Below are 15,787 nucleotides of genomic sequence, written 5' to 3'. Positions count from 1 at the left end.
CGGATTTGAATGCAAATACCACATGAAGCTAAGTCATTATGTATACTTTGACGTTTTTTGTCGTACAATATCTCTTATGCGACTTTTTTGGAGCGAAGCAAGAGAAACTATGCATACTTACGCATAATCAAACAGCAATGCGTTTATTATAGGTCATTTCCTAACTTCTGTATAGAAACTTCGCCGGACCAACCCCTCTATTTCCACAACGATGTTCAATTCGTGTCTCTGCAATTTTTGTCGAATCTAATCTATTGAATGAACGTGCGCAGGCTGTCCTCTACAAAATCCGGGGCAGCCTTTTGAATCTGTTGAACGGTATGGAGATACCGCTGGGTGGTATTGATGTGGGAATGCCCCAGCGATTCCTGAACCTGCTGAAGTGACGCTCCCTGGAGCAAGGCCAGTGTGGCATTCGTATGGCGCAGCCAGTGCGGCGTCAGTTTTTTCTCAATCGTACTGGCAGCTCCGGCGTTCTTAATAATCCGTTCCACCTGCCGTGAAGATAACGGAAACATCCTCTGCTCCGGGGTGACCTCTTCCTTCCTTGGCAGGGTCTCAGACAACTTGGAGTACAGCTGCCAGAGGGTCGGCGGAACCTTGATTTCTCTGAGCTTGCTCCCCTTGCCGTTCTCCACGGTCAGCCAGACCGAGGTCTCCAGCAGATCATTATGGAAGTCCCCCCACTTCATCGCCGTCAGCTCCGATACCCGCAGACCCAGTACTACCAGCGTCAGCCCGATCAGATAGTTGCGCAGTCCTTGCTTCTCCAATACATCCAGTAATTCTCCCACCTCCCGTTTGGTCAGGAAGTTCTTGCGGCTGGTCACGGTTATTTTGGGGATGCGCACCGAGGAGGTCGGATTCACTGCAAAGATCCCGATATGCTGATCACTTCCCCATTTATAAAAAGACTTCAACGGCGCAAGGAATGCCGCTATGCTTGCCGGTGCCAGCTGCCTCTGATAGCTGTAGCCCCCCTGCGTCAGGAAAATCTTATACGCCTCAATCTCCCTCCAGCTAACTGCCCGTAAGGAGGTGCCTGCAATAAATCTGCGGAAATCAGCAATCGCGCGCTTATAATTCCGACCTGTATTAACATTCGTACAGCAGGTAGCCATAAACATCTGAACAATCTGATCATCGCTTAGATAGCCCTCTTCCGGGTACACCAAGCTGAGCGCCGTACGGCTAAATTCGGTCTGACTCATTCTTTTTTCATCACTCCTCAGGATTAGACATGTCGCATAAGAGATATTGTACGACATTTTTGTGGTATTTTGTCCCATTATCACACAGGGATGGCTAAAGACCGGAACATGCAAGATCAGCAGAAGGTAATGCGAAGAACTCAGGAGGGAGACGGAGACAGAGTAGCAGCTGCGGGCCAGCCAAGTAATATGAGAAGCCGGAGGGTAACTATGGAGACCGTTTTGCAGAAACAATATGTTGAATTCGGGGTAGATCACGAGCATTATGCGATCCCGATCTCAGATGTCCATGAAATTATAAGAATGCAGGAAATAACGGAGATCCCCAGCAGCCGTCATTATGTTAAGGGCATTATCAACCTCAGGGGTAAAATTGTGCCAGTGCTCAGCCTTAGAGTGCTGCTCCAGATGGAGGAAGTGGCCCATACCAAGCATACACGCATTCTGGTGGTTCATCACCAGGAGGAGTCTCTCGGCGTCATTGTCGACAACGTGAATAAAGTGACGACCTTCAGCGATATTCAGCCCGCAAATGGCAGCATCGCCGGAATCAGCGGTTCCTTCTTCAATGGAGTAGGCTTCTCTTCTTCCGGGCTGGTCGGCATTCTGAGGCTGGATGAGATCCTGCTGCGCGACTAAACAAAGGCTACACGGAGAGAAGGCGAACTATGGTTGATTTATCGGAATACCGAGGGATTTTTCTGGAGGAGCTGGAGGACCAGCTGCAGTTGATCGAGGATGAGGTGCTCAGGCTGGAGCAGGCCGGGGAGACGGAAGTCGGAATCCAGCAGTTCTTCCGGGCGGCCCATACCCTTAAAGGCTCCTCAGCCTCTATGGGCTACAACGGGCTGAAGGAAGTCACGCATCATCTGGAGCATCTGCTGCATCAGATGCGGGGCGGGGAACGGAGGGTCACGCCGGAGCTGATCCGCCTGTTCTTCGAAGCGCTGGATGGAATGCGCGCGCTACAGAGCGAAATCGCGGCTACGGATCAGGAGACCACAGATGTATCCGGTCTGGTTCAGCGGCTGAGTACATTCGCAGCGGAAGGGCAGCGGGAGCCAGAGGATAAGGCCCCCGCTGTGCAGACAAGCCAGGCCGAGATGCCCCTCCAGTTGTTCTGGGTGCATGTGTGGCTCTCTCCCGGCTGTGAGATGAAGCTGCCCCGTCTTCACCTGATCGATGCCAAGCTGCGGAGTATCGCTGCGGTCCTGCGCATGAAGCCGGAGCTGGAGGAGATAGAGGACCACGACAGCCGGATCGACGAGGCCTCCTGGTTGCTGTCGCCCAAGATTGATATCGGGGAGCTCCATCAGGAGGTCTTATCCATTATGGATGTTGATCGTATCTACATAGAAGAAGTGCTTAACGATTCTCCGCGTCCCGGTGAATACATGAGACCGCCCCATCTAGAGACTGGAAGCCGGGAGCTCCCGGAAGCACCCGAATCCCCGCCGTCTGCCGCTGACAAAACCAAGCCGCAAACCATCCGCGTCCAGGTGGAGCGTCTGGAGAAGCTGATGAACCTGGCGGGTGAGCTGGTCATCGACCAGACCCGGTTCCATCTGCTGAACCGCAGATTCCACCAGCAATACGGAACCAATGATCTGACAGAGGAGCTCGGCCAGCTTGCTGACCATCTGGCTATGATTACAGGCGAGCTGCAGGAGAGCATGATTAAGGTGCGGATGCTGCCGATAGAGCAGCTGCTGAGCCGCCTCCCCCGCATGGTCCGGGACTTGTCCGGCTCCCTGGACAAGCAGGTTGAGCTGGTCCTTGAAGGCAAGGAGACGGAGCTGGACCGGACGCTCATTGAGGAGCTTGGCGACCCGCTGATCCATCTGCTGCGCAATGCTGTCGATCACGGCATAGAGACCCCTGAAATCCGCCACAAGTCCGGCAAAAGCGAGACCGGAACCGTCCGCGTCGCCGCCTCCCACGAGGACAACCAGGTCATCCTGGTCATCGAGGACGACGGAGCCGGGATCGATTCCGCCCTGATTGCAGAGTCTGCTCTGCGGAAGGGTATCATTACGGCAGAAGAGGCCGGCGGGATGACTGAGGATGAAGCGCTGCGGCTTATTTTCCGGCCCGGCTTCTCCACAGCTCAGCAAATCAGTGATATTTCCGGCCGCGGAGTCGGGATGGATATCGTCCGTAATGACATTGAACGGATTAACGGCATGATCGATATTGAGACCACCCGGGGAAGAGGCACCCGCTTCCGGATTCGCCTGCCCTTAACACTCGCCATCATCCGGGGTCTGCTCGTTCATGCCGGAGGAGCGACCTTCGTGATTCCCATGAGCAGCGTGGCCGAGATTGTCCGCGTCACTCCAGAGGAGATCAGCTCTGTCCGGGGGCAGAATGTCATTACCGCACGGGGCCAGCTCGTACCGGTGGTCTGGCTGCAGGATGTCCTGCGGCTCCCCGCAGGCGCGGGCGGCAGCGCAGCATCCATTCCGCTGATCATCGTGGGGCGGGGCGAGAAACGGCTGGCATTGGCCGTAGATACACTTATCGGCAATCAGGATATCGTAATCAAATCGCTCGGCTCCTACATGGGCAAGACTGAGAATATATCAGGAGCTACCATCCTGGGAAATGGAAATATCGCACTGATCATAGACATAGCCAGCTTATTTTTCACTACGGGAGTTTTCGCTTAACAAAATCATGTTTATTGGGGGAAACAGGTATGAAATGGTTCTATAATCTAAAAACAAGCGTGAAATTAATCTCGTCCTTCCTGATCGTCGCTGTTATTCTTTCCTTCGTGGGTCTCTACGGACTGAGCAATCTCGGCTCTATCAATAAGAGTCTGGATGATATGTATGTGAACAATCTGGTTCCCGTCTCCTCCCTGCAGAGCTCGCAGAACAGCTTCTCCGTCATGCGCGGCATCGTCAGGGATCTGTACATTAAGCAGACCCCTCAGGAACGCCAGCAGAGGGTAGAAGATTATAAAAGAGAGAAGCAGAACGTGCTCGATAGCATCGCCGCCTTCCGCAAAACCAAGCTGAGCCCGGAATCGGTTCAGACCATTGCCCCTTTTGAAGCTGCCTGGAATGAATATTTGCTTACCTACGATTCCCTGGTCAGCCTCGCGCTGAGCGGACAGGACGAGAAGCTGCTGGAGATGCTGCGCAGCAGCACGCTTAATAGTCAGGGCGATACCTTGAAGCAGATCCTGAACGATCTGATTCTCACCAATACCAGGGAAGCGGATCAGGCCCGGCAGGCTGGAGCCGTACTCTATAGCTCTTCACGCAACATTACCCTCGGCATTATTATCGGCGCGGTTATTCTGTGCATCCTGTTAGGGTATATCATCTCCCGCATTATTTCTAATCCGCTGGCGAAGGTTGTCAAGGTTCTCTCGAAGGTGGCTGACGGCGACCTGCGCAGCCAATCCGATATCGATACCAGAGATGAAATCGGCATTCTGGCTGCCAAGGTGAACGAGATGGTCGCTAGCCTCCGCAAGACAGTGGGCTCCATCCTGCTGCATTCCCAAAGCCTGTCCGCCGCCGCCGAGGAGATCTCCGCCAGTACGCAAGAGGTGGCAAGCGGCAGCACGACTACAGCGGATGATGCCGGGACCATTAGCGAGTTATTCAAAGAGCTGTCCAGTGCAATCCACTCTGTAGCCCAGAATACCGAGCAGGCCTCGATGATTTCCGATGAGACGGTAACCATTGCCGAGAACGGGAACAGCATCATTCAGGAGTCGATGGAGAGCATGCAGGCTGTCAGCGGGCAGATGGCTAAGCTTGAGGAGGACTCGCAGAAGGTCGGTGAGATTATCGATGTCATCGAGGATATTGCAGATCAGACCAACCTGCTCGCTCTGAATGCCGCCATTGAAGCAGCCAGAGCAGGCGAGCAGGGCCGCGGCTTCGCGGTTGTGGCCGACGAGGTGCGCAAGCTGGCTGAGCGCAGCGGCGAGGCCACCAAGCAGATTACCAGCATCATCAAGGGAATGCAGGTGAATACACGCTACAGCGTGAGCGCTGTACAGGAGAGTGCGGAGCTGTCGCAGAAGACCGGCGTTTCTTTTCATCAGATCGTGACGATGGTCAACAGCGCCGGCCAGAAAATATCAGAAATCGCCGCCGCCAGCGAAGAACAAGCCGCCCAGTCCACCAACGTCCTCGCTGCCGTGGAGAGCATCTCCGCCACCACCCAGCAGTCCGCCGCCAGCAGCGAAGAAACCGCCTCTTCCGCCCAGTCCCTGGCCAGCCTGGCCGAGGAGCTGCAGAGTACGGTGTCTTCGTTCCGGTTGTAGCTCTTGGTTCATTCAGGTGCCTGCAAGCTCTCTTTCGGAGCTTGCAGGTTTTTTTGTTTATCTTGCAGGATCAGACGGGTATACAGTATCTTTAATTATTGGAGGAATGTGTAATGGATGATTCTTGGTTCACGGTTACAGCAATCGATAATTCAACCTTCGCCATCAGCGAATACGGTCATTGGGAACAGGTACATTCCTTCCTGTTACTCGGAGCAGACCGGGCTGCACTGATCGACACAGGGCTTGGCATAGGGAATATCCGCAGCATCACCAGCCAGCTGACCAGGCTGCCCATAGATGTCCTTACTAGTCATGTTCATAGTGATCATATAGGCAGCCATGGAGAATTCGGGCGGATTCTGGTGCATGAAGGTGATCAGCACTGGCTGATCCATGGTATCCAAGGCTTGTCTCTGGAGCAGATTAGGCGGAATATCGGCCGGGATATCACACGCCAGACACCTGCGGGATTCACTCCCTCTACCTACACACCTTTTCAAGGGGAACCGGCAGGATTGCTCCATGACGGAGATACGGTTGACCTGGGCGGCGGACGGATCATCACGGTATATCATACGCCCGGGCATTCACCAGGCCATCTATGCTTCTTTGATAATCAGCGCGGGTTTCTCTTCAGTGGCGATCTGCTCTATGACACCATGCCAGTCTACGCCTTCTACCCTTCCACGAATCCCGCTGAACTGACGCGCTCCCTGATACGCATTTCAGAGATTAGCGGCGTCCGCAAAGTATACGGCTCACATTATACTCTTGGACTTGAACCTGAGATTCTTCAAGAAGCAAAGTGTGCGGCTCTATATCTGCAAGAGCAAGGGCTTGATCATTTTGGAACAGGAATCCACCGATTCAATGGTTTTAGTGTACAGTTCTGAACGCAGCCGGTGGCGTTAAGTGGATTTTGTCCATCTATTTTGACGGCACCGCCCCATTCACGGACAACAGTTGGAAAAACGACACTTAATTTCTTCGATTCCGTCCAATTCGATGATTTCCGGGGAATTAGGTGGACTTTTTCCAATTGCTTACCTGCAAATATCCGCATCGCTGGAATTAAGTGTGCTTTTTCCAACTATGATCCTTGCCCCTCTTCGCCGAACCCATCGATTAACGAAATCCCCTTGGTAATACGCACTGTACTCTCCTGCAAGAACCCACGGGTCCAATCGTCAGCCTGTGTTATATCCCAACTCCGGTGCATGCCGACGACTACGATAATTTCACGCAGTTTAAGAAACAAATCCAGTTGACTCTTCCAGCCATCGGGGAGCTGCCGGCCATCCTCCGTGTAGCCTAGCTCGAAATGCCGGATAAAAAGCTCGTATTGCGCCTTACGTTCAGACCTCGAATCTTCCCCAAATACATATAGTAAATAATAGAGCTGGATAGCAATATCCTCGGCATACCAGCTGTACTGACACTCATCGAAATCAAAAAGCGTGATCCGCCCTGACTCATCCACTGAGAAATTGCCTACGTTGATATCCCCATGAATTAAACCAAAATCATCTGAGGTGACAGGCAGACTGGCCAACTCTGCTTTTAGTCCATCAAGGGCATGTATAATGGGCCCAAGCTGTGCCGGTAAATAATCTTTCGCCCGCATAAGGTATTCATTAGTCTCCCAGGTATGCCTTCTGGATACCGGTTTGTACCGCTTAGTCAGTTCATGAAGCCGGCCTGTAATACGGCCACATTGCTCATATAGCATCGGGTTCCCCAGGCATTCCGGATATCCAATCTTCTTGCCGGGTGCATAATTGAACGCTGCTGCGTAAAAATCCATCGTATTCCCATGAATACGCTCAACGTCCTTTCCATTCACCGATCGAACCGGAGCTGAAACTGACACCCCTTTCTCCGCTAGGTAACGAATCCATTCGATTTCGGCTGCAACTCCCTCGGAGGTACGAAGTGTCCCCGGAGTAAAGCGAAGAATATATTGGGACTCACCGAGGATATAAGAATATATGAAGTTTTGAAAGCCTCCAATGAAGGTCAGATCCTTGGGGCTAATCCCAAAGCGCCTAGCACCTTCAGCAGCATGTTCGTCCAGAAACATTCGTTTGATGTGTGGGTCCATGTTTTCTCCTTAATGATTGAAATTAAACTGCATTGTTATTCTTAACATTTGGCGAGTGCAATCCCACGCGCATTGTAATCGGTTTTTCGATTACATTTCGCCCACTCCAAGCCCCTAACCCAAAAAAAGCCCGCCCCTCCCCCGCAGCAGCGGCAGATGGACAGGCTTCTCCCCTATTTCAAGGCATCTCTTCCCTTCGGATTACGCGCCCAGGATGATTTCCCAGACTGGCTTGGTATGGCCGCCCGGATAGAAGATATACAGCAGTACATAGACGGCAACTCCGGTGATGGCAGTGATGAACCAGATGACAGCGGTCACTCTGCCCCACTTGCGGTGCTTGGCATACTTGGCCTTGAAGCCGAGCGTCAGCGTGGTGATGCCGAATACGGCAGCGACGGTAGCCAGCACGATGTGGAAGATCAGGAAGACATGGTAGATCGTCGTCAGCTCATCCGGGCCGCCCCAGGAGGTATTGCCTACGAACACCGTTCTTGACGAGTACACCAGGAAGAACAGAATCGCTGCCACTGCAGCCGCAATCATCGTCTTCTTGTGCGCTTCGCGTTTGCCTTGAATGATCTGTCTCCAGCCGATTGCCACCAGCACCGCGCTTATGACGATGAACGATGTGCTGATCGTAGGAAACAATGTGAAAATATCCATGAATATCCCCCTCGGTACTTACCAGCTCATTATAGTTCAGACCTCCTCCGCCAGTGCAGAGGGTGACGCGGACACATCTGTGTCCTCTTGTCCGTTCTCTTTTTTATACCAATGATAGAACACATAAGCAAGCATCGAGGCGAAAATAAATTCCTGAATGAACTTCATCACGATGCCGCCGACCTGCTGATCTACCTTGGGAGAGAGAGATCCGAAGAAGCCGGGACCGCCAAAAGCCTGCAGTAATGCAGCCGGACTCTGCGGAACACAGTAGCCCATCGCCTTCGCCCAGGTGCCCGGGTCGCTATATGTAGCATAGAGGGGGGAGCCCGCAAAGATTATCAGCCCGCAGGCCGGTGTCAGCAGCACCATGTTCAGAAAGATGAAGCCCACCTGCCCCAGACCGCTAAGCGCCCGGTATTCCGGCAAGGGGTTGATCAGATTCCACCACATCAGCGCCGAGGTCAGGAACAGGACGCCATAATACAGACGGTGAACGGTGAAATGCAGCATGACATAATCATGGATGGCGGGGATATGGTAGAGCGAGAACAGGCCATTGAAGAGCAGGGCCGCCACCAACGGCTTAGCAAGAAAAGCCAGTCCCTTCAGCGGATTCACCCGCAGCAGAGCGCGCCAGCACCAGTCGGGAATACCGAGCATAATCAGCGGAACCGCCACCAGATAGGATAAGGCCATACTGACCATATGGAAGGAAAATAAGATATGTCCCAGCAGACTGACCGGTCCCCCCTGCGCCAGATAGAGGGCTAGTATTCCGCATAAGAACAGCCCCCTCCGCCAGAAGGGGACTGCAGTGCTGCCCTCAAAACGGGAGGCCAGCGGACCGATCAGCACAAAATATCCGGCAGTCAGGAGGAGCATCAGGGCCAGAAACAGCGGACTCCATAGTTCCGTAAAGCTGAAATATTGCAATCCCGGTATCATCCTCAAGACCTCCCCGGAGATAGAATCAATCCCACCATACCCAATAGAGTGCCATTACAATACAGGTGCCTGCGATAAAAAAACCGCCCAGCATGAAGATAATCGGGATCATATGCCCTTTGTCCTTCAGATGCATCCAGAAGCCCATCTGCAGGAACACCTGCAGCACAGCCATTACCAGCAGCAGGATGATCGCAAAGGTAGCATTCACCCCTCCGGCCGCCACCGCGGCAAAAGCGATCAGCGTCAGCACCACGGAGAACACAAACACCACAATATGCCGCTGCGGTCCTTCCGGACGGTGCCGGTGCTTCACCGCAGAATCTGAAGAAGGCTGCTTCGTCGTCATGGCTTCACCCCACCTTTCCGAGCAGGTATACGACTGTGAAGATAAAGACCCATACCACGTCAATGAAATGCCAATACATCGCCGACACGTAGATCTTCGGTGCAGTAACGACCGTCAGGCCTTTATGCAGCAATTGTCCGATCAGCACGGCAATCCACAGAATCCCGAAGGCAACATGGGCACCGTGGAACCCGACCAGCGTATAAAAGGCCGAGCTGAACGCACTCGTCGTCATCCCGAATTCCTCATGCCGGATATATACACTGAACTCGTAGATCTCCAGGATCAGGAATGCAAGGCCAAGCAGGACGGTCACCAGCAGCCAGTTCCGGAGCTGGGCCACATTTCCCCGGTGCATGGCCTGAATGGCGAACACACTGGTCAGACTGCTGACCAGGAGGAGAAGGGTCGCTGCTGCAACCAGCGGCAGGTGGAACAGCTCAGCCGCCGTGGGTCCCTCATTCGTCTGATTGCGCAGGGCCAGGAAGGTAGCGAACAGGGTGCCGAAGAGCACCGCTTCCCCCCCGAGGAACAGCCAGAAGGCCAGCACTTTGTTGCGTCCTTCCAGGGTCGCTTTCTCAGGTTCATGCGGGAGTATACCGTCCGCTGCTTCAGCATGTGCCGTTGTCATCTCTGCTCACCTTCTTCCAGCTCTTCGGGTTCAATATGCCAGCCGTGATCGTCGAACAGCGACCGCATCAGCATCGATCCGAAGGTAATAAGAAGCCCCAGCGCCGTAACAATATAGTTATTGAACAGGAAACTCATTATGCTGCTGCTGAATTCATCGCGGCTGAACATGAAGCCAAGGCCCGCAATGAAGATACCGACGGACATCAGGAACGGCAGAATCGTGGCTGACGGCATATGAATCGGGCCAATCGGCTCCGCAGGAGTCATGGCTTTATGCCCGGCCATTTTCTCTTTCCAGAAGGCATCCAGGCCCCGCACCAGCGGCGTCTGCTTGAAGTTATATTCCGGCGGCGGCGAAGGTATCGTCCATTCAAGCGTCCGCCCGTCTTCCCACGGGTCTTCCGGCGCATCCGCCGGCCGTCTGGAGGTCAAGAATACATTTATAAGGAAGATAATCATGCCCACTCCCATCAGGAACGCTCCCACTGTACTGACCAGGTTGAGCGTATCGAACTGCTGGTTCGGCAAATAGGTGAATACGCGCCGCTGCATCCCCATCAGCCCCAGGAAATGCTGCACGAAGAACGTTAAGTGGAACCCGATAATGAAGGTCCAGAAGGTCCACTTGCCCAAGGATTCGCTGAGCATGCGCCCGAACATCTTCGGCCACCAGTAGTGCAGCCCGGCGAACAGCCCGAGTACTAGACCGCCGACAATGACGTAGTGGAAATGCGCCACCACGAAGTACGTATCATGGAACTGGAAGTCCGCCGGCGCGGAAGCCAGCATCACCCCGGTTACCCCGCCCATCGTGAAGGTGGGAATGAACCCGGCCGCGAACAGATTCGGAGTCGTGAACCGTACCTGTCCGCCCCACATGGTGAACAGCCAGTTGAAGATCTTGATCCCGGTCGGAACGGCAATCAGCATGGTAGAGACGGAGAATAAGGCGTTAGCTACCGGACCAAGGCCGGTGGTGAACATATGATGCGCCCAGACCATGAAGCCCAGGAAGGCGATCAGAATCGTCGCAAAAACCATGGAGCTGTACCCGAACAGCCGCTTGCGCGAGAAGGTCGGAATGACCTCGGAGATGATGCCGAAGGCCGGAAGAATCAGAATATACACTTCGGGATGGCCGAAGATCCAGAAGATATGCTGCCACAGCACGGGATTGCCCCCACCGTCAACATCGAAGAAGTTGGCATCCAGTATCCGGTCGAAGGTAAGCAGGACAAGTCCTACGGTAACCGCAGGGAAGGCAAATAGAATAATGGCTGAGGTAATAAAGGTAGCCCAGGCGAACATCGGCATCCGCATGAAGGACATCCCTGGCGCGCGCATCGTAATGATGGTAGCCAGGAAGTTAATCCCGCCAATCAGGGTGCCGAGACCGGCAATCTGCAGTCCTATCGTATAAAAGTCCACTCCATGCGAGGCGCTGTAGCCCTTACCTGATAGCGGGGTATAAGCCGTCCAGCCCGCATCAGGCGCGCCGCCCATGACCCAGCTCAGGTTCAGCAGAAGACCGCCGAACAGAAAGGTCCAGAAGCCCAGCGAGTTGAGAAAAGGAAAGGCGACATCCCGCGCGCCGATCTGCAGCGGAATCACCGCATTCATCAGCGCGAATATAACAGGCATGACTCCAAGAAAGATCATGGTCGTGCCGTGCATGGTTATCAGCTCGTTGAAGGTCTGGGCATCCAGGAAGGTATTCATCGGCTTGATCAGCTGAATACGGATCAGGATTGCCTCCAGGCCACCGATGCCGAAGAATAGACCTCCGGCCCATAGATACAGGATGGCTATTTTTTTGTGGTCGACGGTGGTAATCCAGTCCATCAGCCCGGTATGCCGCTTGGCGCTGTGGCCGGGCTGCAAGGGCTGGGAGGGCTGCAAGGATTGCGCTGCGTGAGCCAAGGTATGTACCCCCTTATCAAATATGCTGCTTCCGCTTCAGTCATAAGCCCCTATTCCAGCGTATAACCGGCCAGATATTCGGCAATGCCGTCGATCTCTTCATCACTTAAGCCCATATCCTTCGGGTTCGGCATCTTGTTGCCGGGCTTCACACTCTGCGGATCATGCAGCCAAGTCTTCAGATTCTCCAGGATTGGCGCCCCGTCTTCACGGGTGTCATCATTAAGCAGAATTCCCGCAACCGATTCACGGGAGCCAATTCCGGTCAGGCTGGGAGCCACCGGTGATGCGGGCATGCTGCCAATCGCGTGGCAAGTCAGGCACTGGGACTTGAACTTCTCGGCCAGTACCGGGTCTTCCGGCATCACCGACTCCGGCGCCTTCATCGAAGCCACCCACTTGTCAAAGGCTTCACCGCTGACCGACTTCACCTTAAACTCCATGAACCCGTGTGAGGGTCCGCACAGCTCCGCGCATTTCCCCCGGTAAACGCCTTCATTCGGCGCACTGAAGCTGAAGCGGTTCACCGTGCCGTCGGGATTGGTGTCCATTTTCCCGGCAAGCGAGGGTACCCAGAAGGAATGCAGCACATCCTTGGTACTCAGCTCGAAGGCAATATGCTTGCCAGTAGGAATAATCAGATCCTGCGCGGTCGTTATTCCGTAATCCGTATATTCGAACTCCCACCAGTACTGGTGGCCGGTCACCTTGACCTTGATGGCGTCCTTGTCATCCGAATGATCATTGCCGGCAGCGAACACCACCTTCACCGTGGGAATCGCCAGCACAATGACGAGAATAAGCGGGATGACCGTCCACAGCACCTCCAGCTTGAAGCTGCCCTCCACCTGCTTCGGAATCTCATCCTGATCCTTCTTCCGGCGGAAGCGAATCCATACATAAGCCGCAATGGAGAAGACGATCAGCAGCACCACGATCATGATCGTGATCGACAGCTTCATCAGTCCGTAAGAGCTTTCCGCTACGGGTCCCTGCGGTCTGAGTACCGACAAGTCCTCCCGCCCGCATCCGGCCAGAAGGAGTCCAAGCGCTGCGGTCATGGGAAGAAGCCGCTTACCAGCCTGCCACGTTTTCATCATTGATCTACCCCGCTTTTCCCGAATTCGTAGATTAGAGTATTTTCCTGTCAATTATAACAATCACTATTAATATAAGTTCGGCCTACGGTTTTGTCAATCGTTCACAACAAATTCACAAAATCATTTTTAAATCGCATAAAGCTTGTCAACACTGATTTTATAAGCGCTTTCATTTTTGCTGGAAAACTGTTAAACTACTTCTGAAGCGTATTCATATGTATTTGTGTCTAAACATTCATTTGACATACGAAGACAATCTGCAAAGGGCATACAAAAAAAACCGATTCCAGAAACAGCAGGCTGCCCGGGCACGGTTTATGAGAATCCTCATGGATGTTATCGCTTGAATGTAGCTTACATATATAGTTGTCGGTATCACACAGCACAAAACAGAATCTGGCTGCTTTTTCAGGAGACGGAAGAATTCATTCTAACCAGCTCATGCTCCACAACCATGGTCAGCTCTTCCTCATAACCTCCCGTGATCCGATACTTCCGGACGTACTCTTTCACAAATTTCTTGGGATCTTTGGGCCGGAAAATACGTGTCATTTCCCGTAGACTTTCCTTGACTTCGTTATGACCTTTACTTGCCATGATCAGTTCCCTCCCAAAACATTGAAAATGAATGCTCCGTTGTAGAGAATGCATGATGAAAAGTTCGCCGTAACCTTGAAATGCAAGTTAACAACCATTACACATACGCGGCTTGCATTACCCGTCCAGACTACCATTCCAGTAACTTGGAATTCCGCCTTGCCGGTGAAGCAGGTTCGTCGTGATTTGGGCTGAGAGTAAGGATGTCCCACTGCAAAGACACCTTGACACTTTAATTACCCGAAGAGCCACTTACTGAATCACTCCTTTCGGGCCTTATCGTTATATTGTATCATATTCCAGATGAACTTCCACCTTTCCATGTAAAAATGCAAATGGAAATTTTATATAGTATATGCTTGCCCTCCCGTTTGTGAACCTGAACATATTGTGCTCCCTTTCCCCAGAAATTATTGGATAGCATCTCCGCACGGCTCATACTTTGCCTGGACACCTCATAGGCTTGTAGGGAAGGAGAGTGAGCCCTTTGTCGCCTTTCAGATCTTCGACCGGACTGCCCGATAACATTGCTGCCGCTTTGTGTTATTTCTTCCCGTTTATCGGGGCGATTATTTTCCTCGCACTGGAGAAGCGCAGCCGCTTCGTTCTGTTCCACTCGCTTCAATCCCTGATTGCCTTCGGAGTGCTTATGATCGCTCATGTGCTCAGCGGCTTCATTCCGCTTCTCGGTGATGTGGTAGGCGCCCTGATCTCCCTTTGCAGCTTCGCGGTCTGGCTCCTGATGATCTACCATGCCCTGGGCAGCAGATGGTTCAAGCTCCCTTGGGTCGGGGAGATCGCCGAAAGCCAGCTGCGGCAGCTGTAGCTGCAGCGCCGCAGAAAATAGTTTCCCTTTTGCCTGCCCGCTCCTTACAATGGGATAAGACAAGCAGGAATCTACAGGCTGGGGGAAGCATCCATGTATTTGTTCATCATAAATTCCCGCTCCGGCGGCGGAGCGGGGCGCCGGACCTGGCACACCGTACAGGCCTTGCTTGCGGCGCGGGCTGTTCCCTATGAAGCGCTGTTCACCCAGAGCGCTGACAGCGCAGAGAGTCAGGTGCTTCAGGCGCTGGCCCGCAGCGAAGACTGGCGCGCTGCCATCGTTGTCGGCGGCGACGGCACGATCCACAGTGTGCTAGGCGCACTGCGGCGCAGGAATGTCCCGCTGGGTGTCATCCCGGCGGGTTCGGGCAATGACACCGCGCGCGGGTTCAGCATCCCGCTCGCGCCCGAGGCAGCGCTGGATCATGCGCTGCAGGAGCGCTGGATCGAAGCCGATCTGCTCAACGCGGCAGGTAGCCTCACCCTGACCGCGGTAGCCAGCGGCTTCGACGCGCAGGTGGCCGTCAATGTGAACGGCAGCCGCTACAAGCGGCTGTGTAACGCCATTGGCGCCGGGCGCCTAGCCTATATCATCGGCGTTCTGCATACGCTGATGACCTTCAAGCCCTGCCGCGTCAGCGTGACCTGCGACGGCAAGGAGCAGGCCTTCGATCAGGCGTGGCTGGTCTCGGTCTGCAACCTGCCCAGCTACGGCGGCGGGCTGCTGATCTGCCCGCAGGCGGAATCAGGCGATGGCCTGCTTGACGTCTGCGTCGTGCACGGGGTCAGCCGCGGGCAATTGCTGCGGCTGTTCCCGACGGTGGTGAAGGGCAGGCACACGAAGCTGCCCTATGTCACCATGCTTCGCGGTCGCAGCGTAGCCGTCCACTTCGCGCAGCCGCGCCACGCCATCGGCGATGGCGAAGCGCTCGGCACGGCGCCGCTGGCCGTGGCTTGCGAGCCGGGCGCGCTGCGCGTGCTCTCGCTGCTGGCGGCAGCCGGGGCGCCGGGCGAAGCCGGGCCCGGTTCCAGTCACGCCAGCATCTAGGACGGGCATCGAGCCTCAAACACTCGAAGTCCGGCCTTAGCTCCAGAGTCAGGGGTCCTGCGAAGGCTTCCTGTAACACAAATAAAACAGGCCCTGCG

The 15,787-nt window shown here is 54.1% G+C and carries 15 protein-coding genes; 6 read left to right on the top strand and 9 right to left on the bottom strand.

Features of this window, described 5'->3' with window-relative positions:
* Window positions 1-251 precede the first annotated feature (251 nt).
* Entirely contained in the window at window positions 252-1,211 is a 960-nt protein-coding gene (locus MKZ07_RS26230) for a tyrosine-type recombinase/integrase (protein WP_036695281.1), read from the bottom strand.
* 210 nt (window positions 1,212-1,421) lie between these two features.
* On the opposite strand from MKZ07_RS26230, the gene MKZ07_RS26225 reads away from it, so the two are divergent.
* The 4 genes from MKZ07_RS26225 (at window position 1,422) to MKZ07_RS26210 (ending at window position 6,395) form a co-directional block, all read left to right on the top strand.
* Window positions 1,422-1,850, top strand: a complete 429-nt coding sequence (locus tag MKZ07_RS26225; RefSeq protein ID WP_036695280.1) for a chemotaxis protein CheW — start codon at window positions 1,422-1,424, stop codon at window positions 1,848-1,850.
* A gap of 29 nt (window positions 1,851-1,879) precedes the next feature.
* A complete protein-coding gene (locus tag MKZ07_RS26220; RefSeq protein WP_341028535.1) occupies window positions 1,880-3,880 on the top strand; it encodes a chemotaxis protein CheA in 2,001 nt (666 codons plus the stop codon).
* A gap of 29 nt (window positions 3,881-3,909) precedes the next feature.
* On the top strand, window positions 3,910-5,499 hold the full coding sequence (locus MKZ07_RS26215) for a methyl-accepting chemotaxis protein (protein WP_036695278.1): 1,590 nt from the start codon (window positions 3,910-3,912) through the stop codon (window positions 5,497-5,499).
* A gap of 113 nt (window positions 5,500-5,612) precedes the next feature.
* Window positions 5,613-6,395 carry an MBL fold metallo-hydrolase gene (locus MKZ07_RS26210; protein WP_341028533.1) on the top strand — a complete coding sequence of 261 codons (783 nt, stop codon included), beginning with the start codon at window positions 5,613-5,615 and terminating at the stop codon, window positions 6,393-6,395.
* 197 nt (window positions 6,396-6,592) lie between these two features.
* Here MKZ07_RS26210 and MKZ07_RS26205 read toward each other — a convergent pair whose 3' ends face one another.
* The 8 genes from MKZ07_RS26205 to MKZ07_RS26170 form a co-directional block, all read right to left on the bottom strand.
* Window positions 6,593-7,603, bottom strand: coding sequence for a phosphotransferase enzyme family protein (locus MKZ07_RS26205; RefSeq protein ID WP_341028531.1), 1,011 nt, complete (start codon window positions 7,601-7,603; stop codon window positions 6,593-6,595).
* A 201-nt stretch (window positions 7,604-7,804) separates the two neighbouring features.
* The gene (locus MKZ07_RS26200; protein WP_036695274.1) at window positions 7,805-8,269 is read right to left on the bottom strand and encodes a DUF420 domain-containing protein; all 465 of its coding nucleotides are present in this window, start codon (window positions 8,267-8,269) and stop codon (window positions 7,805-7,807) included.
* Between the two features lie 36 nt (window positions 8,270-8,305).
* Complete coding sequence (ctaG, locus tag MKZ07_RS26195; RefSeq protein ID WP_341029774.1) at window positions 8,306-9,214, bottom strand: cytochrome c oxidase assembly factor CtaG; 909 nt, start codon at window positions 9,212-9,214, stop codon at window positions 8,306-8,308.
* Between the two features lie 28 nt (window positions 9,215-9,242).
* Window positions 9,243-9,566 (bottom strand): cytochrome C oxidase subunit IV family protein, encoded by a 324-nt coding sequence (locus MKZ07_RS26190; RefSeq protein WP_036695273.1) that lies wholly within the window; start codon window positions 9,564-9,566, stop codon window positions 9,243-9,245.
* 4 nt (window positions 9,567-9,570) lie between these two features.
* A complete protein-coding gene (locus MKZ07_RS26185; protein ID WP_036695272.1) occupies window positions 9,571-10,197 on the bottom strand; it encodes a cytochrome c oxidase subunit 3 in 627 nt (208 codons plus the stop codon).
* Window positions 10,194-12,041: a cytochrome c oxidase subunit I gene (gene ctaD / locus MKZ07_RS26180; protein WP_051493522.1), complete on the bottom strand. Its 1,848-nt coding sequence runs from the start codon at window positions 12,039-12,041 to the stop codon at window positions 10,194-10,196. The genes MKZ07_RS26185 and ctaD overlap by 4 nt, the downstream gene beginning before the upstream one ends.
* Window positions 12,042-12,169: 128 nt before the next feature.
* The gene (coxB, locus tag MKZ07_RS26175; protein ID WP_036695271.1) at window positions 12,170-13,219 is read right to left on the bottom strand and encodes a cytochrome c oxidase subunit II; all 1,050 of its coding nucleotides are present in this window, start codon (window positions 13,217-13,219) and stop codon (window positions 12,170-12,172) included.
* 408 nt (window positions 13,220-13,627) lie between these two features.
* A complete protein-coding gene (locus tag MKZ07_RS26170) occupies window positions 13,628-13,816 on the bottom strand; it encodes a hypothetical protein (protein WP_019913840.1) in 189 nt (62 codons plus the stop codon).
* A 487-nt stretch (window positions 13,817-14,303) separates the two neighbouring features.
* On the opposite strand from MKZ07_RS26170, the gene MKZ07_RS26165 reads away from it, so the two are divergent.
* On the top strand, window positions 14,304-14,642 hold the full coding sequence (locus MKZ07_RS26165) for a DUF4870 domain-containing protein (RefSeq protein ID WP_036695270.1): 339 nt from the start codon (window positions 14,304-14,306) through the stop codon (window positions 14,640-14,642).
* A gap of 93 nt (window positions 14,643-14,735) precedes the next feature.
* A complete protein-coding gene (locus tag MKZ07_RS26160) occupies window positions 14,736-15,689 on the top strand; it encodes a diacylglycerol/lipid kinase family protein (protein WP_076160034.1) in 954 nt (317 codons plus the stop codon).
* Window positions 15,690-15,787 lie beyond the last annotated feature (98 nt).

Origin of the sequence: Paenibacillus sp. FSL P4-0338, from assembly GCF_038002365.1 — a bacterium.
Classification (GTDB): Bacteria; Bacillota; Bacilli; order Paenibacillales; family Paenibacillaceae; genus Paenibacillus_AQ.
This window is presented reverse-complemented; position numbering and strand designations above follow the sequence as displayed.